The following is a 20,835-nucleotide window of genomic DNA, read 5'->3' on the forward strand; positions in this document are numbered from 1 at the left end:
CGATGAAGTTGACCCGCCTCGCTCCCGCGGCCGTCGCCGCCGCGCTGATCGCTCTCGCCGCCCCGCACGCCTTCGCCGACCAGGCGCCGCTCGCCTCCGCCGAGTCGAAGGCCGCGGCCCGCCAGGCCGCGTCCGCCCCCGCCACCCTCGACACGCTCTCCCGCTTCTTCGCACGGGACGGCAAGGTGGCGCTGAAGGCCGCCGCCCCGCACATCGAGGGCGACGCGGTGCCCGTCTACGCGCTCTCCCCGCAGTTCGTGGCGGGGAAGGCGGGCGCACCCGTCGCACAGCTGGAATACCTGGCCTCGACGGCCGTCTCCTCGGACGGCCAGAAGGCCTCGCTGTGGACGGTTCAGCAGGGCGCCTCCTGGAAGGTGGTGAACATAGCCACCGGCGACGACGAGTCCCGTTACGCCGCGGCCGGGGCCGCGAAGCTCCCCGGCGGCACCGTGTTCCAGGAGCCGCAGATCAACGCCTGGTACGTCGAGAAGGGCAGCGAGGTGCTGCCGCTCGACGAGGACGCCGTCAAGGCGATCGGCGCGAGGGGCACCACGCTCGCCGCCTACCAGAAGCGCGTCGCCAAGGCGTACGGCGACAAGCTGCCGGGCTCGGCCTACGACAGGTCGGGCAAGGCCGGCGGCTACGGCGAGACGGCCGCGGAGACCAAGGCCCAGGCCGCCCAGGCCGCGGCCGTCGCGTCCGGGCACCACGACGGCTCGTTGCCGGTGGTCTCCACCGTGGCCGGCGCGGGCGCGCTCCTCGCGCTCGGCCTCACCGGCACGGCGGCGCTGCGCAGGCGCCGCCGCCCGGCCGGGCAGGCGTAGCACCCGGACCGGTGCGGGGGGCTGCGACGGCGCGCCTCCCGCACCGGTCCGTTCACCGCCCGACCCCATGGGAGAGGCCGCGTTGTCAGCCCCCGCCAGTAGGGTGGTGGACATGGCAGACCCCTCCAGCTACCGCCCCAAGCCGGGACAGATCCCCGACTCGCCGGGGGTCTACAAATTCCGCGACGAGCACCGCCGGGTGATCTACGTCGGGAAGGCGAAGTCCCTGCGCCAGCGCCTCGCCAACTACTTCCAGCCGTTGACGAGTCTGCACCCGCGCACGGCCACGATGGTCACCACGGCCGCCTCCGTGGAGTGGACCGTCGTCGCCACGGAAGTGGAGGCGCTCCAGCTCGAATACTCCTGGATCAAGGAGTTCGACCCGCGCTTCAACGTCAAGTACCGCGACGACAAGAGCTATCCGTACCTCGCGGTGACGATGAACGAGGAATTCCCGCGCGTCCAGGTCATGCGCGGCGCCAAGAAGAAGGGCGTGCGCTACTTCGGTCCGTACGGGCACGCCTGGGCGATCCGCGAGACCGTCGACCTGATGCTCCGCGTCTTCCCGGTACGCACCTGCTCGGCGGGCGTGTTCAAGCGCTCGGCGCAGATCGGCCGGCCCTGTCTGCTCGGCTACATCGGCAAGTGCGCGGCTCCCTGCGTCGGCCGCGTCACCCCCGAGGAACACCGCGAACTGGCCGAGGGCTTCTGCGACTTCATGGCCGGCCGCACGGGGGCGTACCTGCGCCGTATCGAGCAGCAGATGATGGCCGCGGCCGAGGACATGGAGTACGAGCGGGCGGCCCGCCTCCGCGACGACATAGAGGCGCTCAAGAAGGCCCTGGAGAAGAACGCGATCGTCTTCAACGACGCCACCGACGCCGACCTGATCGCGGTCGCCGAGGACGAGCTGGAGGCGGCCGTCCAGATCTTCCACGTGCGCGGCGGCCGGGTCCGTGGCCAGCGCGGCTGGGTCACCGACAAGGTCGAGGCGGTCGACACCGCGGGCCTGGTCGAGCACGCGCTCCAGCAGCTGTACGGCGAGGAGACCGGCGACTCCGTGCCGAAGGAGGTCCTCGTCCCGGCGCTCCCCGAGGACGCGGAGGCGGTGAGCGGCTGGCTGGCGAGCCGGCGCGGCTCGGGCGTCTCGCTGCGCATCCCGCAGCGCGGCGACAAGAAGGACCTGATGGTGACGGTCGCGCGCAACGCCCAGCAGGCCCTCGCGCTGCACAAGACCAAGCGCGCCTCCGACCTGACGACCCGCTCGCGCGCCCTGGAGGAGATCGCCGCGGCCCTGGAGCTCGACAGCGCGCCGCTGCGCATCGAGTGCTTCGACATCTCCCACCTCCAGGGCGACGACGTCGTGGCGTCCATGGTGGTCTTCGAGGACGGCCTGGCACGCAAGAGCGAGTACCGGCGCTTCCAGATCAAGGGTCGTGTCGGAGACACGCAAATCTGGCACGGCGAGGGCCAGGACGACGTCCGGTCCATACACGAGGTGATCAGCCGCCGCTTCAGGCGCTACCTGGCCGAGAAGGCGCGCACGGGGGAGTGGGTCGAGGACGAGGGCCAGGACGGCGGCGAGGCACCCGGCCAGGAGGCCGGCGCGGTGTCCGGCGAGGTGTCCGCGCTCCAGGAGGAGGACGGCCGCCCCAAGCGGTTCGCCTACCCGCCGCAGCTCCTGGTCGTCGACGGCGGGCAGCCGCAGGTCGCCGCCGCCAAGCGGGCCCTGGACGAGCTGGGCATCGACGACATCGCGGTGTGCGGGCTCGCCAAGCGGCTCGAAGAGGTCTGGGTGCCCGAGGAGGACGACCCGGTGGTCCTGCCGCGCTCCAGCGAGGGGCTCTACCTCCTCCAGCGGGTGCGTGACGAGGCTCACCGGTTCGCCATCACCTATCAGAGGGCCAAACGGACGAAGCGCTTCAAGGCGGGGCCGCTGGATGCCGTGCCCGGCCTCGGCGACACCCGCAAGCATGCTCTGATCAAGCATTTCGGCTCGGTGAAGAAGCTCCGGTCGGCGACAATCGACGAGATCTGCGAGGTCCCCGGCATAGGCCGCAAGACGGCCGAGACCCTGGCCGCGGCCCTCGCCGAAGCGGCCCCGGCCGCGCCCGCCGTGAACACGGCGACAGGAGAGATCATTGAAGAGGACGACGGGGGCACGCCATGACTGAGCAGCACGAAGAAGACCGAGAAGCGGGAGTACACGTGAGTACGGGCACGACGATCGAGGCCGGCGGGGCCGATGCGCCCATCCCCGAGCTGGTGATCATCTCCGGTATGTCGGGCGCCGGGCGCAGCACCGCCGCCAAGTGCCTGGAGGACCTCGGCTGGTTCGTCGTCGACAACCTGCCGCCCGCGCTGATCCCCACCATGGTGGAGCTCGGCGCCCGCTCCCAGGGCAACGTGGCGCGCATCGCCGTCGTCGTCGACGTGCGCGGCCGGAGGTTCTTCGACAACCTCCGCGAGTCGCTCGCCGACCTCGACGCCAAGGAAGTCACCCGGCGGATCGTTTTCCTGGAGTCCTCCGACGACGCCCTGGTGCGCCGCTTCGAGTCGGTGCGCCGCCCGCACCCGCTGCAGGGCGACGGCCGGATCGTCGACGGCATCGCCGCCGAGCGCGACCTGCTGCGCGAGCTGCGCGGCGACGCCGACCTGGTGATCGACACCTCCAGCCTCAACGTCCACGAGCTGCGCGCCAAGATGGACGCCCAGTTCGCCGGCGACGAGGAGCCGGAGCTGCGCGCCACCGTCATGTCGTTCGGCTACAAGTACGGCCTGCCGGTCGACGCCGACCTGGTGGTCGACTGCCGCTTCCTGCCCAACCCGCACTGGGTGCCGGAGCTGCGTCCGTTCACCGGCCTCAACGAGGAGGTGTCGGGCTACGTCTTCAACCAGCCCGGCGCCAAGGAGTTCCTCGACCAGTACAGCGAGCTGCTCCAGCTGATCGCGACGGGCTACCGCCGCGAGGGCAAGCGGTACGTGACGATCGCGGTGGGCTGCACCGGCGGCAAGCACCGCTCGGTCGCCATGTCCGAGAAGCTCGCCGCCCGTCTCGCCTCCGAGGGGATCGAGACCGTCGTCGTCCACCGGGACATGGGGCGCGAGTGAAGGTGTACCGCCGGCGCACCGCCGGACCGGTGCTGCGCACCGGCCGCAAGCGGGGCGCCCAGCCCAAGGTCGTCGCGCTCGGCGGCGGCATGGGCCTGTCCGCCTCGCTCGCCGCGCTGCGCCGGATCACCGGCGACCTGACCGCCGTCGTCACCGTGGCCGACGACGGCGGCTCCAGCGGCCGCCTCCGCGACGAGCTGGGCGTGCTGCCGCCGGGCGACCTGCGCAAGGCGCTCGCGGCGCTGTGCGGCGACGACGACTGGGGCCAGACCTGGTCCCGCGTCATCCAGCACCGCTTCCAGTCCAAGGGCGACCTGCACGAGCACGCGGTGGGCAACCTGCTGATCGTCGCCCTGTGGGAGCAGCTCGGCGACCATGTGCAGGCGCTCGACCTGGTCGGCAAGCTGCTCGGCGCCCAGGGCCGGGTCCTTCCGATGTCGGCGGTCCCGCTGGAGCTGGAGGCCCTCGTACGGGGTCACGATCCGGAGCGTCCCGACGACGTGGACACCGTGCGCGGCCAGGCCACGGTGGCGCTCACGCCCGGCGAGGTGCTCTCCGTGCAGCTGGTCCCGCACGACCCGCCGGCCGTCCCCGAAGCGGTCGCCGCGGTGCTCGACGCGGACTGGGTGGTGCTCGGTCCGGGCTCCTGGTTCTCCTCCGTCATCCCGCATCTGATGGTGCCCGAACTGCTCGACGCGCTCACCGAGACCAAGGCCCGCAAGGTCCTCTCGCTGAACCTCGCGCCACAACCGGGTGAAACCGATGGCTTCTCTCCGCAGCGTCATTTGGAGGTTTTGGGACGACACGCCCCTAAACTCGCCTTCGACGTGGTGCTGGCCGACGAGGCCGCCGTGCCCGACCGGGGGAGCCTGACCGATGCCGCGAAACGGCTCGGAGCCGAGGTCGAGCTGGCGCCGGTGGCCAGGCCCGATGGTTCTCCGAAGCATGATCCGGAGCTGTTGGCCGCCGCGTACGACCGTATTTTCCGGATGCATGGAAGGATCGGCCCATGGCGATGACGCCGGCGGTGAAGGACGAAATTTCCCGGCTGCCCGTCACCCGGACCTGCTGCAGGAAGGCGGAGGTCTCGGCGATTCTTCGGTTCGCGGGCGGGCTGCACCTGGTGAGCGGCCGCATTGTGATCGAGGCGGAGCTGGACACCGCGATGGCGGCACGCCGGCTGAAGCGGGACATTCTGGAGATCTTCGGGCACAGCTCCGAGCTGATCGTGATGGCTCCGGGCGGCCTGCGCAGAGGCTCTCGCTTCGTCGTGCGGGTCGTGGCGGGCGGCGACCAGCTGGCCCGCCAGACCGGGCTCGTCGACGGCCGGGGCCGGCCCATCCGCGGCCTGCCGCCCCAGGTGGTCTCGGGGGCCACCTGTGACGCCGAGGCCGCCTGGCGCGGCGCGTTCCTGGCGCACGGCTCGCTGACCGAGCCGGGCCGCTCCTCGTCCCTGGAGGTGACCTGCCCGGGCCCGGAGGCGGCCCTCGCCCTGGTCGGTGCCGCCCGTCGGCTCCAGATCGCGGCGAAGGCCCGCGAGGTGCGCGGTGTGGACCGGGTGGTCGTCCGCGACGGCGACGCGATCGGCGCGCTGCTCACCCGCCTCGGCGCGCACGAGTCGGTGCTGGCCTGGGAGGAGCGGCGGATGCGCCGCGAGGTCCGCGCCACCGCCAACCGCCTGGCCAACTTCGACGACGCCAACCTGCGCCGCTCGGCCCGCGCGGCGGTGGCCGCCGGGGCCCGCGTCCAGCGCGCCCTGGAGATCCTCGGCGAGGAGGTCCCCGAGCACCTGGCGGCGGCCGGCCGGCTGCGCATGGAGCACAAGCAGGCCTCCCTGGAGGAGCTGGGCGCGCTCGCCGACCCGCCGCTGACCAAGGACGCGGTCGCGGGCCGGATCCGCCGTCTGCTCGCGATGGCCGACAAGCGGGCCCAGGATCTGGGGATCCCCGGGACCGAGTCCAACCTGAGCGAGGAGATGGCGGACGGCCTGGTCGGCTGATCCCGCCCGCTCCTCAACTCGGCTCGCCCGGCGCCCACTTGGTGGGCGCCGGTTCCGTTTTCGGCCCGGACCGGCGCGGAGCTCCGCGGTATTGACATGATCATGAAGTGTCATGAGCCTGGCGTCTGTCCACTTTCGTGGCAGACAACTGCAAGGGGGGCTCATGAGACGCAGAGCGAGAGCGATCCTCGCCGCCGCATCACTGCTGACGGCCGGACTGGTGGCGGCACCCGTCGCCCAGGCCAGTCAGAGCGGAGCGGACGGCGAGGGCATCGTCGTCTGGAACGCCCAGGTCAGCCGGGCACAGCTGCCGCTGCTCCTGGAGGCCGGTGCCGACGCCCAGGAGCTGGGCGCCCAGCTGCCCGCCAAGGGCTCGGCCGGAGTCGAGCTGTACCTCACCAAGACCCAGGCCGCGGCGCTGAGCGGCAAGGGCGTGAAGCTCACCGAGCACAAGGTCTCCGCCCAGGCCCAGAGCCGCCTCAAGGCCGCGGGCGACGGCGTGTTCCGCCCGTACAGCGGCCCGAACGGGCTGAAGCAGGAGATCCTCGACACCGGCAGGGCCAACCCGTCCCTCACCAAGGTCGAGTCGATCGGCAAGACCGTCAACGGCCAGGACATCCTCGCCGTGAAGCTCACCAAGGGCGCCAACAAGTCCAAGGACGGCTCCAAGCCCGCCACGCTCTACATGTCCAACCAGCACGCCCGCGAGTGGATCACCCCCGAGATGACCCGGCGGCTGATGCACTACTACCTCGACAACTACGGCAAGGACCCGCGGATCACCAAGATCGTGGACTCCACCGAGCTGTGGTTCGTGATCTCCGCCAACCCGGACGGCTACGACTTCACGTTCACGCCCGGCAACCGGCTGTGGCGCAAGAATCTCCGCGACAACAACGGCGACGGCAAGATCACGGCCGGCGACGGCGTCGACCCCAACCGCAACTTCCCCTACAAGTGGGGCTACGACAACGAGGGTTCGTCCCCCGATCCGGCGAACGAGACCTACCGCGGCCCGAGCGCGGGCAGCGAGCCCGAGACCAAGGCGCTCGACTCCTTCGAGAAGCGGGTCCACTTCAACTACGCCATCAACTACCACTCCGCGGCCGAACTGCTGCTGTACGGAGTGGGCTGGCAGGTCGCCACACCGACCCCCGACGACGTCATCTACAAGTCGCTCGCGGGCACCCCCGACAAGCCGGCCATCCCCGGCTACCTCTCCGAGGTCTCCTCCGCGCTGTACACCACCAACGGCGAGGCCGACGGCCACGCGGCGAACGTCAACGGCACGATGATGTTCACCCCCGAGATGTCGACCTGCACCACCGCCTCGAACGTGGACCCCAATGACGAGTGGAACGCGGCGGACTGCCCCTCGGACTTCAACTTCCCCGACAGCGAGAAGCTGATCCAGGGCGAGTTCGAGAAGAACATCCCCTTCGCGCTCTCGGTCGCCGAGACCACCGCCCACCCCGACCAGCCCTCCTCCTCGGTCGGCATCGACGCCCCCGACTTCACGCCGGACACCTTCGCCACCTCGTACACCCGCGACGACGACCAGGAAGTCGCCGTCACCGTACGCAAGTCGGTGCGCGACAAGACCCTCAACTACCGCATCAACGGCGGCCGTACGCAGACCGAGGACCTGGAGCCCTGGAAGGGCGGCGAGGTCTACGGCGGGCACGACAACCTGCGCTTCGACCAGTACCGCGCCAAGGTCGAGGACGCCGACGCCGGCGACAAGGTCGAGGTGTGGTTCACCGGGCGGACCGCCGCGGGCAAGAAGACGGCCAGCACGCCGTTCACGTACACCGTGGCCGACCGGCCGAAGGCCGACACCCTGGTGCTCGCCGACGAGGGCGGCACCGCCCCGGCCAAGAACGCCGCGCTCTACACCAAGGCGCTCGCCGACAACGGCAAGAAGGCCGCGGTCTGGGACGTCGCCACCCAGGGCACCCCGAGCGCGCTCGGCGTCCTCAGCCATTTCAAGAACGTCGTCTGGTACACCGGAAGCGCCCAGCCCGCCGCCGCCACGATGTTCGCCGTACGCGACTTCGTCAACGAGGGCGGCAAGCTGGTCAACGCGGGTGAACAGGCAGGCGGCAGCGTCGACTTGGGCGGCGGCGCCCTGTCCGACGACTTCTCGCAGTACTACCTCGGCGCCTACAACAAGGCCGGCCTCAAGTCCCCGCCCGCCTTCGCCGGCACCGGACAGCTCGCCGGCGCCAAGGCCTCACTGGCCGCCGCCCCCGGCAGCCCGCTGACCGCGGCCGGTGCGTACACCGTCACCTCCGACACCCTCAAGCCGCAGCAGTTCCCGCAGTTCAAGAGCGCGGCGGCCGGTGACTACCCCGGGGTCCGCTCCCCGTTCGAGCCCGCCGAGGGGTCCTGGTTCGCCGCGGCCAAGCACCAGGACAACGCCTACATGCGGCTCGCCCGCACCGTCGACCTGACGGGCACGGCCGCCACCGCGAAGCCGAGCCTGGACTTCCAGCTCAGCTACGACACCGAGCCCGGCTACGACCAGGTGATCGTCGAGGCCCACACCGTCGGCCAGGACGACTGGACGACCCTGCCGGACGCCAACGGGGGCAGCACCACCAGCGTGCCCAGCCAGTGCGAACAGGGCTTCCTGCTCCAGGAGCACCCCTTCCTCGCGCACTACCTCACACTCGGCTCGCCCGCCTGCACGGCGACCGGAAGCAGCGGGAGCTGGAACCGCTTCACCGGCTCCTCCAACGGCTGGCAGCAGGTCGCCGTCGACCTCAGCAAGTACGCGGGCAAGCAGGTCGAGGTCGCCGTCTCCTACGTCTCCGACCCGGGCACCGGAGGCCTCGGCGCGTTCGTCGACGACACCCGCCTCGTCATCGGCGGCACCGCGCAGGGGGCCGAGGGCTTCGAGACCTCGCTCGGCCCCTGGAGCGTGCCGGGACCGCCGGCCGGCAGCCCCGGAACCAGCGGCGACTGGGCCCGCTCCCAGGCGCTCTTCCACTCCTCGGCCGCCGTCACCACCCGCAACACCGTCCTCCTCGGCTTCGGCCTGGAGAACGTTCCCGCGGCCGCCGACCGCAAGCAGGTCATGGGCAAGGCGCTCAGCGCACTGCACCGCTGACGCCGCGTAGTGGGGCCGAAAGTCCCTGGTGGCCCGTACCGGCAGGTAGGTACGGGCCTCCGGGCTCGCCCGGGCGGCATTTCGGAACCATCCGGACGCGCTCGATGTCACCCGGGCGTCCCCGGGGAGGTAGGGTCGTAACCGGTCGGGGACATCCCATACAACTCGCCGGCGTCGAGAAACCCGGCGTACCTAACGAGGAGATCGGTTCGTGACGATCCGCGTAGGCATCAACGGCTTTGGCCGCATCGGGCGCAACTACTTCCGCGCGCTCCTTGAGCAGGGTGCTGACATCGAGATCGTGGCTGTCAACGACCTCGGTGACACCGCGACCACTGCGCACCTGCTGAAGTACGACACCATTCTGGGTCGTCTGAAGGCCGAGGTCACCCACACCGCCGACACCATCACGGTCGACGGCCACACCATCAAGGTCCTCTCCGAGCGCAACCCGGCCGACATCCCCTGGGGTCAGCTGGGCGTCGACATCGTCATCGAGTCGACCGGCATCTTCACCAAGAAGGCCGACGCCGAGAAGCACATCGCGGGCGGCGCCAAGAAGGTCCTCATCTCGGCTCCGGCCAAGGACGAGGACATCACCATCGTGATGGGCGTCAACCAGGACAAGTACGAGCCGGCGAACCACCACGTCATCTCCAACGCCTCCTGCACCACCAACTGCGTGGCGCCGATGGCCAAGGTTCTCGACGAGAACTTCGGCATCGTCAAGGGCCTGATGACGACGGTCCACGCGTACACCAACGACCAGCGCATCCTGGACTTCCCGCACTCGGACCTGCGCCGCGCCCGCGCCGCCGCCGAGAACATCATCCCGACCACGACCGGTGCCGCGAAGGCCACCGCTCTGGTCCTCCCGCAGCTCAAGGGCAAGCTCGACGGCATCGCGATGCGCGTGCCGGTCCCGACCGGTTCGGCCACCGACCTCGTCGTGGAGCTGCAGCGCGAGGTCACCAAGGACGAGGTCAACGCCGCGTTCAAGAAGGCCGCCGACGACGGCGACCTCAAGGGCATCCTTTACTACACCGAGGACCCGATCGTGTCCTCGGACATCGTGAGCGACCCGGCCTCCTGCACCTTCGACTCCTCCCTGACCATGGTCCAGGAGGGCAAGTCGGTGAAGATCCTGGGCTGGTACGACAACGAGTGGGGCTACTCCAACCGCCTCGTCGACCTGACCGTCTTCGTCGGCGGCCAGCTCTGACCTCGGTCCGGTAGGCACCTGATGTGAGCTACAGGGCTCGGGCAGCGCAATGACGCGCTGTACGGGCCCTGTTGCCTGTCCAGACCGTCCGTCACGTACCTCCCAAGGAGTCACCCTTTATGAAGACGATCGACGAACTTCTCGCCGAAGGGGTCGCCGGCAAGCGGGTATTCGTCCGCGCCGACCTCAACGTGCCGCTGGCAGAAGGCCTCATCACCGACGACGGCCGCATCCGCGCCGTGCTGCCGACCGTCAAGGCGCTCGTCGCCGCCGACGCCAAGGTCGTCGTGGCCTCGCACCTGGGCCGCCCCAAGGGCGCCCCGGACCCGCAGTTCTCGCTCCTTCCCGCAGCCGAGCGGCTCGCCGAACTCCTGGGCGCCCCGGTCGCGTTCGCCCAGGACACCGTGGGCCCCGCCGCGCACGACGCGGTCAACGGGCTGCAGCCCGGCCAGGTCGCGGTCATCGAGAACCTGCGTTTCAACGCCGGTGAGACGGCCAAGGACGACACCGAGCGCGGCGAGTTCGCCGACCAGCTCGCGGCCCTGGCGGACGTGTACGTCGGCGACGGCTTCGGAGCCGTGCACCGTAAGCACGCCTCCGTCTTCGACCTGCCGGCCCGCCTGCCGCACTACGCCGGCTACCTCATCGCCACCGAGGTCGGCGTCCTCAAGAAGCTCACCGAGGACGTCAAGCGCCCCTACACCGTCGTCCTCGGCGGTGCCAAGGTCTCCGACAAGCTCGCCGTCATCGACGAGCTCCTCGGCAAGGCCGACCGCCTCCTCATCGGCGGCGGCATGGCGTACACCTTCCTGAAGGCCAAGGGGTACGAGGTCGGCATCTCCCTCCTTCAGGAGGACCAGATCCCGGTCGTCCTGGAGTACATGGAGCGCGCCGAGAAGAACGGCGTCGAGCTCGTGCTGCCCGTCGACATCCTGGTCTCCAAGGACTTCCCCGACCTGAAGACCAAGGCCCCGGCCGACTTCGAGACCGTCGACGCGGACAAGATCCCCGCGGACAAGGAGGGCCTGGACATCGGCCCCAAGTCCCGTGAGCTGTTCGCCTCGAAGATCACCGACGCCGAGACCGTCTTCTGGAACGGCCCGGTCGGCGTCGCCGAGCACCCCGACTACGCCGGCGGCACCACCGCCGTCGCGCAGGCCCTGCTCGACAGCAAGGGCTTCACCGTGGTCGGCGGCGGCGACTCCGCCGCCGCCGTCCGCAACCTGGGCTTCGACGAGTCGAAGTTCGGCCACATCTCGACCGGTGGCGGCGCGAGCCTCGAATACCTCGAAGGCAAGACGCTTCCCGGCCTCGCCGCACTGGAGGACTGAACACCCGTGAGCACCCGTACCCCGCTGATGGCGGGCAACTGGAAGATGAACCTCAACCACCTTGAGGCCATCGCGCACGTCCAGAAGCTCGCCTTCGCGCTCGCCGACAAGGACTACGAGGCCGTCGAGGTCGCGGTCCTGCCGCCCTTCGTCGACCTGCGCTCCGTGCAGACCCTCGTCGACGGAGACAAGCTCAAGATCAAGTACGGCGCCCAGGACATCTCGGCGCACGACTCCGGTGCCTACACCGGCGAGATCTCGGGCCCGATGCTGTCCAAGCTGAAGTGCACCTACGTCGCCGTGGGCCACTCCGAGCGCCGGCAGTACCACGCCGAGAGCGACGAGATCTGCAACGCCAAGGTGAAGGCCGCCTACAAGCACGGCCTGACCCCGATCCTCTGCATCGGCGAGGGCCTGGACATCCGCAAGGCCGGCCAGCAGGTCCAGTACACGCTGGCCCAGCTCGACGGCGGCCTCAAGGACATCCCGGCCGAGCAGGCCGAGTCCATCGTGATCGCGTACGAGCCCGTGTGGGCGATCGGCACCGGCGAGGTCGCCACTCCCGAGGACGCCCAGGAAGTGTGCGGAGCGATCCGCGGTCGCCTGGCCGAGCTGTATTCGCAGGAGCTCGCCGACAAGGTGCGCATCCAGTACGGCGGCTCGGTGAAGTCCGGGAACGTCGCCGCGATCATGGCCCAGCCCGACGTGGACGGCGCCCTGGTCGGCGGTGCCGCACTGGACGCCGACGAGTTCGTCAAGATCGTCCGCTTCCGCGACCAGTAAGTATGCGGTAGCGCGGATCCGTCGTACCCTTGCGGGGGCCGGGACAGGGATTGTGGAATGTCCCCCCGGCCCCCGTCGCCATATCAGTCCTAGGAAGTTGGTCCAGCCGTGATTGTCGGGTTCTCGATTGCCCTGATCGTCTTCAGCCTGCTGCTGATGCTGCTGGTGCTGATGCACAAGGGAAAGGGTGGCGGCCTCTCCGACATGTTCGGCGGTGGCATGCAGTCCTCCGTCGGCGGCTCCTCGGTCGCCGAGCGCAACCTCGACCGCATCACCGTCGCGATCGGTCTGTGCTGGTTCGCGTGCATTGTCGTACTTGGTCTGCTGATGAAGCTCAAGTAAGCCGTCGTCGTTCGGCGTTTCGGGGGTGGGGTGTAACTCCAATCACTGGACGCGCGTTGGGCCTTACGTAGACTGGGGCATCTTCGAGCACCATCACGCAGGGAGTTACGACCGTGGCAAGTGGCAACGCGATCCGGGGAAGCCGGGTCGGAGCGGGGCCGATGGGGGAGGCGGAGCGCGGCGAGTCCGCGCCACGCCTCCGCATCTCCTTCTGGTGCTCGAACGGGCACGAGACGCAGCCGAGCTTCGCCAGTGACGCACAGGTTCCGGAGACGTGGGACTGCCCGCGCTGCGGATTCCCCGCAGGACAGGACCGGGACAACCCGCCGGACCCGCCGCGCACCGAGCCGTACAAGACGCACCTCGCGTACGTGCGCGAACGGCGCAGCGACGCGGACGGCGAGGCGATCCTCGCCGAGGCGCTCGCCAAGCTCCGGGGCGAGATCTGACAGTTGAAGGGCCCACAGGGTGAACTCGGTTCATCCGGAGGGCCCTTCGGTGTATCCGGGCTCGCACCGCGTCCGCTCCAATGGGTGAAACCGCAGGTCAGCCCCGATTGTCAGTGGCGCCCTCTACCTTGTGAAGCAGCCGATCACGAGGGGGAGTTGTGGCAGCAGTGGGGGTCGTGGAGGGCGCTCCGCCGACGAAACCGGCCTGGCGCGGGGGATTCGGCAGGCTGTGGACGGCGGCCGTCGTCAGCCGTTTCGGTGATTCGCTGCGCACCGCCGCGCTGCCCCTGCTCGCCACCACCCTCACCACCGATCCGTTCCTCATCGCGCTCGTCACGGCCTGCGGCTATCTGCCGTGGCTGCTGTTCGGCCTCCTCGGCGGGGCGATCGCCGACCGGGTGGACCAACGCCGCGCCATGTGGGCCGTCGACCTGGTCCGGGGCGCCCTCGTCGCCGCCTTCGCGGTGGCCGTCGGCGCGGGCCACGCCTCCATGCCCCTGCTGATGGCGCTCGCCTTCGCGCTCACCACCCTGGGGACCCTCTTCGACAACGCGGCCACCGCCCTGCTGCCCTCGCTCGTGCCCAGCGGCGCGCTGGGCAGCGCGAACGCCCGGGTGATGACCGGGCAGCAGATAGCGGGCGGCTTCCTGGCGGCCCCGCTGGTGCCGGTGCTGCTCGCGGTCTCCGTGGCGGCGCCGTACGGGGCGGACGCGGCCAGTTACGTACTCGCCGCGGCCCTCGTCGCCTCGCTGCGGCCGGCCGCCCCGCGGCGGGCGGCCAGGAAGCCCGGGTCCACGCTGCGCGCGGAGACGGCCGAGGGGCTGCGGACGCTCTGGGCCGACCGGGCGCTGCGCGGCCTGTGCGCGGCCACCACCGTGTGCAACATCGGCATGGGCGCCCTCATCGCGACCCTGGTCCTGCACATCACCGGCTGGCTGGGCGCCGGACACAGCAGCTATGCCGCGACCATCACGGCCTACGGGGCCGGGAGCGTGGCCGGCGGGCTGCTCGCGCAGCTGCTCGCACGACGGCTCGGGCGAATACGGAGCGTGCTGGTCGCCGGGGCCGTCCAGACCGGCTGTCTGGCGGCCATGGGCACGGTCCGCGCGCTGTGGGTGACGCTCGCAGCCATGGCGCTGTTCGGGCTGATGGGCATGGTGTGGAACGTGAACCTGACGACGCTGATGCAGGAGCGCGCGCCGGAGGCGATGCTGGGACGGGTGAGCGCGGCGTTCCGCACGCTGGCCGTGGCGGGCGCCCCGCTGGGCGCGCTCGTGGGAGGCGCCGCGGCGGCGTCCTGGGGCCTCAACACCCCGGCCCTGCTGGCGTCCGGCTTGTTCGCGGCCGCCGTCGCCGCGCTGATTCCTGCCCGCACCGCCTGATCAATTAGGTTGGAGGGGCAGCGGGGCAGGTACGCAAGTACGAGAAGAAGTGGGCTGATGTCGGAGATGAACGCAGGAAGCCGTACCAGGCTCAACCAGATGCCCGAGTGGATCGCGCTGGGCAAGCACCGGGAGCAGTTGGGCGACACCCATCTGCGTCAGCTGTTCGCCGCCGAGCCCGGCCGCGGCACCGCATACACCCTGCAGGTCGGCGATCTCTATCTCGACTACTCCAAGCACCTGGTGACCGACGAGACCCTCGCGCTCCTTCGCGAGCTGGCCGCGGCCGCCGACGTCGCCGGACTGCGGGACGCCATGTTCCGCGGCGACAAGATCAACACGACCGAGGACCGCGCCGTGCTGCACACCGCGCTGCGGGCCCCGCGCGACGCGGTGATCGAGGTCGACGGCGAGAACGTGGTGCCGGACGTGCACGACGTGCTCGACAAGATGGCCGCGTTCTCCGGGAAGATCCGCTCGGGCGAGTGGACCGGCCACACCGGCAAGCGCATCAAGAACGTCGTCAACATCGGCATCGGCGGATCCGACCTCGGTCCGGCGATGGCGTACGAGGTCCTGCGGTCGTTCACCGACCGGGAGTTGACGGTCCGTTTCGTGTCCAACGTGGACGGCGCCGACCTCCACGAGGCCGTGCGCGACCTGGACGCCGCCGAGACGCTGTTCATCATCGCGTCCAAGACGTTCACCACCATCGAGACCATCACCAACGCCACCTCGGCGCGCGACTGGCTGCTCACCGAGCTGAAGGCCGGTCAGGACGCCGTCGCCAAGCACTTCGTGGCGCTGTCCACCAATGCCGACAAGGTCGCCGAGTTCGGCATCGACACGGCCAACATGTTCGGCTTCTGGGACTGGGTCGGCGGCCGTTACTCCTTCGACTCGGCCATCGGCCTCTCCCTGATGATCGCCGTGGGGGCGGACCGGTTCCGCGAGATGCTGGACGGCTTCCACCTGGTCGACGAGCACTTCCGCACCGCCCCCGCCGAGTCCAACGTGCCTTTGTTGATGGGCCTGTTGGGCGTGTGGTACGGGGCGTTCTTCGACGCCCAGTCGCATGCGGTGCTGCCGTACTCGCACTACCTGTCCAAGTTCACCGCGTACCTCCAGCAGCTGGACATGGAGTCCAACGGCAAGTCCGTGGACCGCGACGGCAACCCGGTCGAGTGGCAGACCGGGCCGGTCGTGTGGGGCACCCCGGGCACCAACGGGCAGCACGCGTACTACCAGTTGATCCACCAGGGCACGAAGGTCATCCCGGCCGACTTCATCGGTTTCGCCGAGCCGGTCGCCGACCTGCTGCCGGGCCTGGTCGCCCAGCACGACCTCCTGATGGCCAACTTCTTCGCCCAGACGCAGGCGCTGGCCTTCGGCAAGACGCCGGACGAGGTGCGCGCCGAGGGCGTGGCCGAGGAGCTCGTGCCGCACAAGACGTTCCAGGGCAACCACCCCACCACCACGATCCTCGCCAAGGAGCTGACCCCCTCGGTCCTCGGCCAGCTGATCGCCCTTTACGAGCACAAGGTGTTCGTGCAGGGCGCCATCTGGAACATCGACTCCTTCGACCAGTGGGGCGTCGAGCTCGGCAAGGTGCTCGCCAAGCGCGTCGAGCCCGCCCTGACCGAGGGCGCGGACGTGCCGGGCCTCGACGGGTCGAGCAAGGCGCTGGTCGCCAAGTACCGCTCGCTGCGCGGCCGTTGAGACCCTGAGGGCGCTCGGAACGCCCGGTGAACACTCCGGCCCGGTCCACCCCGAAAGGGGCGGGCCGGGCCGGATGCGTCAGGCGTCAGGCGGACGCCGGGGGGTACAGCGACCGCGGCAGCTGGGACGCGGCGGCCGCGTCCAGAAGCCACAGGGTGCGGGCCCGGCCGTAGGCGCCGGCCGCCGGGGCCTGCACCTCGCCCGCGCCCGACAGGGCTATCGCCGCGGCGTGCGCCTTGTCCTCGCCGGCCGCGAGCAGCCAGACCTCGCGCGCCGCCCGGATCGCCGGGAGGGTGAGCGAGATCCGGGTGGGCGGCGGCTTCGGCGCGCCGTGCACCCCGACGACCGTCCGCTCGGTCTCCCGCACCGCGGGCAACTCCGGGAAGAGGGACGCCACATGGGTGTCCGGGCCGACGCCCAGCATCAGCACGTCGAACGTCGGCACCGGACCGTGGTCCTCGGGACCGGCGGCGGCCGCGAGCTCCGCCGCGTAGGCGGCTGCCGCGGCGTCCGCGTCCTTGCCGTACGCCCCGCCCGATGCGGGCATCGCGTGCACCCGCTTCGGGTCGAGCGGCACCGCGTCGAGCAGCGCCGCCCGCGCCTGCGTGTAGTTCCGCTCCGGGTCGTCCTCGGGCACGAAGCGCTCGTCGCCCCACCACAGGTCCAGGCGCGACCAGTCGATCGCGTCCCGGGCCGGCGACGAGGCAAGGGCCGCCAGCAGCCCGTTGCCGTTGCGGCCGCCCGTGAGGACCACGGACGCCGAGCCGCGGGCGGCCTGGGCGTCCACGACCTTCGTGATCAGCCGGGCCGCGGCGGCCTGCGCCATCAGCTCCTTGTCGCGATGGACGACGAGCTGAGGCGTGCTCACTTGGCCGCTGCCTTCTTGGCCGGAGCCGCCTTCTTCGCGGGAGCCGGCTTGGCGGCCGAACCCTCCGCGTCCTCCTTGGCGGCCGGTACGACCGTGGCCTCGACGCCCTCGCCGAGCCGGTCCACGCCGAACTTCAGCGCCGAGGCGTAGGTGTCGTCCGGGTCGAGGCGGCGCAGTTCCTCCGCGATGAGCTCGGAGGTCTCGCGGCGCTTCAGCGCCACCGCGCGGTCCGGCTGGCCCTGCACGGAGAGCGTGGCGAGCGAGCCGTCGGCGCGGTCCAGGACGATCGGGCCGCCGGACGTCTCCATGCGTACGGCGGTGAGGCCGGGGCCCGAGGACAGGGAGCGCTTGACCGGCACGTCCAGCCGGTCGGCGAGCCACATGCCGAGCAGTTCACAGCTCGGGTTGAACTCCTCGCCCTCCACCTCGACGCCGGTCACCTTGCAGGCGATCTGGTCGAGGGCCGCGGCCAGCATCGAGCGCCACGGCGTGATGCGGGTCCACGACAGGTCGGTGTCGCCGGGGGTGTACGCCTCGGCGCGGGCGGTCAGCTCCTGGATGGGGTGTTCGGCCGCGTAGGTGTCGGTGACACGGCGCTGGGCGAGCGCGCCCAGCGGGTCCTGCGCCGGGTCGACCGGCGCGTTCACCGGCCACCAGACGACGACCGGCGCGTCCGGCAGGAGCAGCGGCAGGACCACCGACTGGGCGTGGTTGAGCACCTCGCCGTACAGCCGGAGGACCACCGTCTCGCCGGTGCCCGCGTCCGCGCCGACCCGTACCTCGGCGTCCAGGCGCGAGGTCGTGCGGTCGCGGGGCGAGCGCGAGACCCGCTTGATGACGACGAGGGTGCGCGAGGGGTGCTCGCGCGAGGCGTCGCTGGCGGCGCGCAGGGCGTCGTAGGCGTTCTCCTCGTCGGTGACGATGACGAGGGTGAGCACCATGCCGACGGCGGGCGTGCCGATGGCCCGGCGGCCCTGGACCAGCGCCTTGTTGATCTTGCTGGCCGTGGTGTCCGTAAGGTCGATCTTCATGGCCGCCGCCAGCTCCGTCCGTCTCGTGCGAGCATTTCGTCCGCCTCGTGAGGACCCCAGGTCCCCGAGGGGTACTGGGCGGGCTTGCCGTGGCTGTCCCAGTACTGCTCGATCGGGTCGAGGATCTTCCAGGACAGCTCGACCTCCTCCACGCGCGGGAAGAGGTTGGAGTCGCCGAGCAGGACGTCCAGGATGAGGCGTTCGTAGGCCTCGGGGCTCGACTCCGTGAAGGACTCGCCGTACGCGAAGTCCATGGAGACGTCCCGGACCTCCATCGAGGTGCCGGGCACCTTGGAGCCGAAGCGCACGGTCACGCCCTCGTCCGGCTGCACCCGGATGACCAGGGCGTTCTGGCCCAGCTCCTCCGTGGCGGTGTGGTCGAAGGGGGAGTGCGGGGCGCGCTGGAAGACCACCGCGATCTCCGTGACGCGCCGGCCGAGCCGCTTGCCGGTGCGCAGGTAGAACGGGACGCCCGCCCAGCGGCGGTTGTCGATCCCCAGCTTGATCGCGGCATAGGTGTCGGTCTTCGACTTGGGGTCGATGCCGTCTTCCTGGAGGTAGCCGACGGCCTTCTCGCCGCCCTGCCACCCGGCCGCGTACTGCGCGCGCACCGTGTCCTTGCCGAGGTCCTTGGGCAGCCGCACGGCGCCGAGGACCTTGGTCTTCTCGGCCGCGAGCGCGTCCGCGTCGAAGGAGGCGGGCTCCTCCATCGCGGTCAGCGCGAGCAGCTGGAGCAGGTGGTTCTGGATGACGTCGCGGGCCGCGCCGATGCCGTCGTAGTAGCCGGCCCGGCCGCCGATCCCGATGTCCTCGGCCATCGTGATCTGCACGTGGTCGACGTAGGAGCGGTTCCACAGCGGCTCGAACATGGTGTTCGCGAACCGCAGGGCCAGGATGTTCTGAACGGTCTCCTTGCCCAGGTAGTGGTCGATCCGGAAGACCTCGTTGGGCGGGAAGACCTCGTGCACGACCTGGTTGAGCTCCTTGGCGGAGACCAGGTCGTGGCCGAACGGCTTCTCGATGACCGCGCGGCGCCAGGAGCCGTCCTTCTGGTCGGCGAGCCCGTGCTTCTTGAGCTGCTGGACGACCTTGGGGAAGAACTTCGGCGGCACCGAGAGGTAGAAGGCGAAGTTGCCGCCCGTGCCCTGCGCCTTGTCGAGCTCCTGGATCGTCGACTTCAGCGTCTCGAACGCGTCGTCGTCGTCGAAGTCGCCCTGGACGAAGCGCATCCCCTGGATGAGCTGCTGCCAGACCTCCTCGCGGAACGGCGTACGGGCGTGCGCCTTGACCGCGTCGTGGACCTCCTGCGTGAAGTCCTCGTCCTGCCACTCGCGGCGGGCGAAGCCGATCAGCGAAAAGCCCGGCGGAAGCAGACCCCGGTTGGCGAGGTCGTAGATGGCGGGCATCAACTTTTTACGGGACAAATCGCCCGTGACGCCGAAGATCACCAGGCCCGACGGCCCCGCGATGCGCGGGAGCCGTCGGTCTGCGGCGTCACGCAGCGGATTGCTGCTTGACAAGATTTACGCCTCCGAGGGTGCGAGGCGCTTGAGCTCCGCCTCGGTGGACTTGAGCAGGTCGTTCCAGGCGGCCTCGAACTTCTCGACGCCCTCGTCCTCAAGGAGCTGCACGACCTCGTCGTAGGAGATCCCCAGCTTCTCGACGGCGGCGAGCTCGGCGCGGGACTGCTCGTAGGTGCCGGTCACCGTGTCGCCGGTGATCTGCCCGTGGTCGGCGGTCGCATCCAGCGTGGCCTCCGGCATGGTGTTCACCGTGTTGGGCGCGACCAGGTCGTCCACGTACAGGGTGTCCTTGTACGCCTTGTCCTTGACGCCCGTCGAGGCCCACAGCGGGCGCTGCTTGTTGCCGTGCGCCTTGTCGAGCGCGGCCCAGCGGTCCGAGGAGAAGACCTCCTCGTACGCCTCGTAGGCGAGCCGCGCGTTGGCCAGACCGGCCTTGCCGCGGGCGGCCTTGGCCTCGTCCGTGCCGAGCGCGTCGATCCGCTTGTCGATCTCGGTGTCCACGCGGGACACGAAGAAGGACGCCACGGAGTGGATCTTCGAGAGGTCCAGGCCGCGCTCCTTGGCCTTCTCCAGGCCGGTCAGGTAGGCGTCCATGACCTCGCGGTAGCGCTCAAGCGAGAAGATCAGCGTGACGTTGACGCTGATGCCGAGGCCGATGGTCTCGGCGATCGCCGGCAGACCCGCCTTGGTGGCCGGGATCTTGATGAGCGTGTTCGGGCGGTCCACCAGCCAGGCCAGTTGCTTGGCCTCGGCCACCGTCGCCCTGGTGTTGTGCGCCAGGCGCGGGTCGACCTCGATGGAGACCCGGCCGTCCTGGCCCTCGGTCGCGTCGAAGACCGGGCGCAGGATGTCGGCGGCGTCCCTCACGTCAGCCGTCGTGATCATGCGGATGGCTTCTTCGACGGTGACCTTGCGGGCGGCGAGGTCGGTGAGCTGCTGCTCGTAACCGTCACCGCTGCTGATCGCCTTCTGGAAGATCGACGGGTTGGTCGTGACGCCCACCACGTGCGACTGGTCGATCAGCTCGGCCAGGTTGCCGGACGTGATCCGCTTGCGCGACAGGTCGTCGAGCCAGATCGCGACGCCTTCGTCGGAGAGGCGCTTGAGTGCGTCTGTCATGAGAATTGCATCTCCTACTA

The 20,835-nt window shown here is 70.2% G+C and carries 17 protein-coding genes; 13 read left to right on the top strand and 4 right to left on the bottom strand.

Translation table 11 applies throughout. The annotated features are described in order from the left end of the window. The first annotated feature begins 2 nt into the window (after positions 1-2). The 13 genes from OHA17_RS29925 to pgi all read left to right on the top strand — a co-directional run bounded on the left by OHA17_RS29925 (position 3) and on the right by pgi (position 16,274). The gene (locus OHA17_RS29925; protein WP_406510849.1) at positions 3-824 is read left to right on the top strand and encodes a hypothetical protein; all 822 of its coding nucleotides are present in this window, start codon (positions 3-5) and stop codon (positions 822-824) included. A 112-nt stretch (positions 825-936) separates the two neighbouring features. Beyond that, on the top strand, positions 937-2,994 hold the full coding sequence (uvrC, locus tag OHA17_RS29930; RefSeq protein WP_406509125.1) for an excinuclease ABC subunit UvrC: 2,058 nt from the start codon (positions 937-939) through the stop codon (positions 2,992-2,994). Next, positions 2,991-3,935 carry an RNase adapter RapZ gene (rapZ, locus tag OHA17_RS29935; protein WP_053729330.1) on the top strand — a complete coding sequence of 315 codons (945 nt, stop codon included), beginning with the start codon at positions 2,991-2,993 and terminating at the stop codon, positions 3,933-3,935. The genes uvrC and rapZ overlap by 4 nt, the downstream gene beginning before the upstream one ends. Beyond that, entirely contained in the window at positions 3,932-4,954 is a 1,023-nt protein-coding gene (yvcK, locus tag OHA17_RS29940) for a uridine diphosphate-N-acetylglucosamine-binding protein YvcK (RefSeq protein WP_053729331.1), read from the top strand. Before rapZ ends, yvcK begins: the two co-directional genes overlap by 4 nt. Then, positions 4,945-5,934: a DNA-binding protein WhiA gene (whiA, locus tag OHA17_RS29945; protein ID WP_053729332.1), complete on the top strand. Its 990-nt coding sequence runs from the start codon at positions 4,945-4,947 to the stop codon at positions 5,932-5,934. The genes yvcK and whiA overlap by 10 nt, the downstream gene beginning before the upstream one ends. A 163-nt stretch (positions 5,935-6,097) precedes the next feature. Further along, positions 6,098-9,046, top strand: coding sequence for a M14 family zinc carboxypeptidase (locus OHA17_RS29950; protein ID WP_406509126.1), 2,949 nt, complete (start codon positions 6,098-6,100; stop codon positions 9,044-9,046). A gap of 211 nt (positions 9,047-9,257) precedes the next feature. Next, complete coding sequence (gap, locus tag OHA17_RS29955; protein ID WP_398876681.1) at positions 9,258-10,268, top strand: type I glyceraldehyde-3-phosphate dehydrogenase; 1,011 nt, start codon at positions 9,258-9,260, stop codon at positions 10,266-10,268. Between the two features lie 119 nt (positions 10,269-10,387). Further along, positions 10,388-11,599 (top strand): phosphoglycerate kinase, encoded by a 1,212-nt coding sequence (locus tag OHA17_RS29960; RefSeq protein WP_398876680.1) that lies wholly within the window; start codon positions 10,388-10,390, stop codon positions 11,597-11,599. Between the two features lie 6 nt (positions 11,600-11,605). Then, the gene (tpiA, locus tag OHA17_RS29965; RefSeq protein ID WP_406509127.1) at positions 11,606-12,382 is read left to right on the top strand and encodes a triose-phosphate isomerase; all 777 of its coding nucleotides are present in this window, start codon (positions 11,606-11,608) and stop codon (positions 12,380-12,382) included. Positions 12,383-12,490: 108 nt separating this feature from the next. Then, on the top strand, positions 12,491-12,724 hold the full coding sequence (gene secG, locus OHA17_RS29970) for a preprotein translocase subunit SecG (RefSeq protein ID WP_053729337.1): 234 nt from the start codon (positions 12,491-12,493) through the stop codon (positions 12,722-12,724). A gap of 113 nt (positions 12,725-12,837) precedes the next feature. Continuing rightward, positions 12,838-13,173 (top strand): RNA polymerase-binding protein RbpA, encoded by a 336-nt coding sequence (locus OHA17_RS29975; RefSeq protein ID WP_003976875.1) that lies wholly within the window; start codon positions 12,838-12,840, stop codon positions 13,171-13,173. Between the two features lie 167 nt (positions 13,174-13,340). Continuing rightward, entirely contained in the window at positions 13,341-14,555 is a 1,215-nt protein-coding gene (locus tag OHA17_RS29980; protein WP_406510850.1) for an MFS transporter, read from the top strand. Between the two features lie 66 nt (positions 14,556-14,621). Further along, positions 14,622-16,274 carry a glucose-6-phosphate isomerase gene (gene pgi / locus OHA17_RS29985; RefSeq protein WP_053729407.1) on the top strand — a complete coding sequence of 551 codons (1,653 nt, stop codon included), beginning with the start codon at positions 14,622-14,624 and terminating at the stop codon, positions 16,272-16,274. Positions 16,275-16,359: 85 nt separating this feature from the next. On the opposite strand, the gene pgl is transcribed toward pgi, so the two are convergent. Genes pgl through tal form a run of 4 tightly spaced genes read right to left on the bottom strand, consistent with a single transcriptional unit; the run spans position 16,360 to position 20,815 of the window. Next, complete coding sequence (gene pgl, locus OHA17_RS29990; RefSeq protein WP_406509128.1) at positions 16,360-17,142, bottom strand: 6-phosphogluconolactonase; 783 nt, start codon at positions 17,140-17,142, stop codon at positions 16,360-16,362. After that, positions 17,139-18,173 carry a glucose-6-phosphate dehydrogenase assembly protein OpcA gene (gene opcA / locus OHA17_RS29995; RefSeq protein WP_406509129.1) on the bottom strand — a complete coding sequence of 345 codons (1,035 nt, stop codon included), beginning with the start codon at positions 18,171-18,173 and terminating at the stop codon, positions 17,139-17,141. Before opcA ends, pgl begins: the two co-directional genes overlap by 4 nt. Further along, complete coding sequence (zwf, locus tag OHA17_RS30000; protein WP_406509130.1) at positions 18,170-19,693, bottom strand: glucose-6-phosphate dehydrogenase; 1,524 nt, start codon at positions 19,691-19,693, stop codon at positions 18,170-18,172. Before zwf ends, opcA begins: the two co-directional genes overlap by 4 nt. A gap of 3 nt (positions 19,694-19,696) precedes the next feature. Further along, positions 19,697-20,815 carry a transaldolase gene (tal, locus tag OHA17_RS30005; RefSeq protein ID WP_053729342.1) on the bottom strand — a complete coding sequence of 373 codons (1,119 nt, stop codon included), beginning with the start codon at positions 20,813-20,815 and terminating at the stop codon, positions 19,697-19,699. Positions 20,816-20,835: the final 20 nt, after the last annotated feature.

It is taken from the genome of Streptomyces sp. NBC_00212, from assembly GCF_045206365.1.
Lineage (GTDB): Bacteria > Actinomycetota > Actinomycetes > Streptomycetales > Streptomycetaceae > Streptomyces.

Coding starts and splice junctions, on each gene's coding strand:
- rapZ (WP_053729330.1), top strand. CDS start 2,991: ATGACTGAGCAGCACGAAGAAGACCGAGAAGCGGGAGTACACGTGAGT.
- OHA17_RS29960 (WP_398876680.1), top strand. CDS start 10,388: ATGAAGACGATCGACGAACTTCTCGCCGAAGGGGTCGCCGGCAAGCGG.
- OHA17_RS29950 (WP_406509126.1), top strand. CDS start 6,098: ATGAGACGCAGAGCGAGAGCGATCCTCGCCGCCGCATCACTGCTGACG.
- opcA (WP_406509129.1), bottom strand. CDS start 18,173: ATGAAGATCGACCTTACGGACACCACGGCCAGCAAGATCAACAAGGCG.
- pgi (WP_053729407.1), top strand. CDS start 14,622: ATGAACGCAGGAAGCCGTACCAGGCTCAACCAGATGCCCGAGTGGATC.
- tal (WP_053729342.1), bottom strand. CDS start 20,815: ATGACAGACGCACTCAAGCGCCTCTCCGACGAAGGCGTCGCGATCTGG.
- uvrC (WP_406509125.1), top strand. CDS start 937: ATGGCAGACCCCTCCAGCTACCGCCCCAAGCCGGGACAGATCCCCGAC.
- OHA17_RS29925 (WP_406510849.1), top strand. CDS start 3: ATGAAGTTGACCCGCCTCGCTCCCGCGGCCGTCGCCGCCGCGCTGATC.
- whiA (WP_053729332.1), top strand. CDS start 4,945: ATGGCGATGACGCCGGCGGTGAAGGACGAAATTTCCCGGCTGCCCGTC.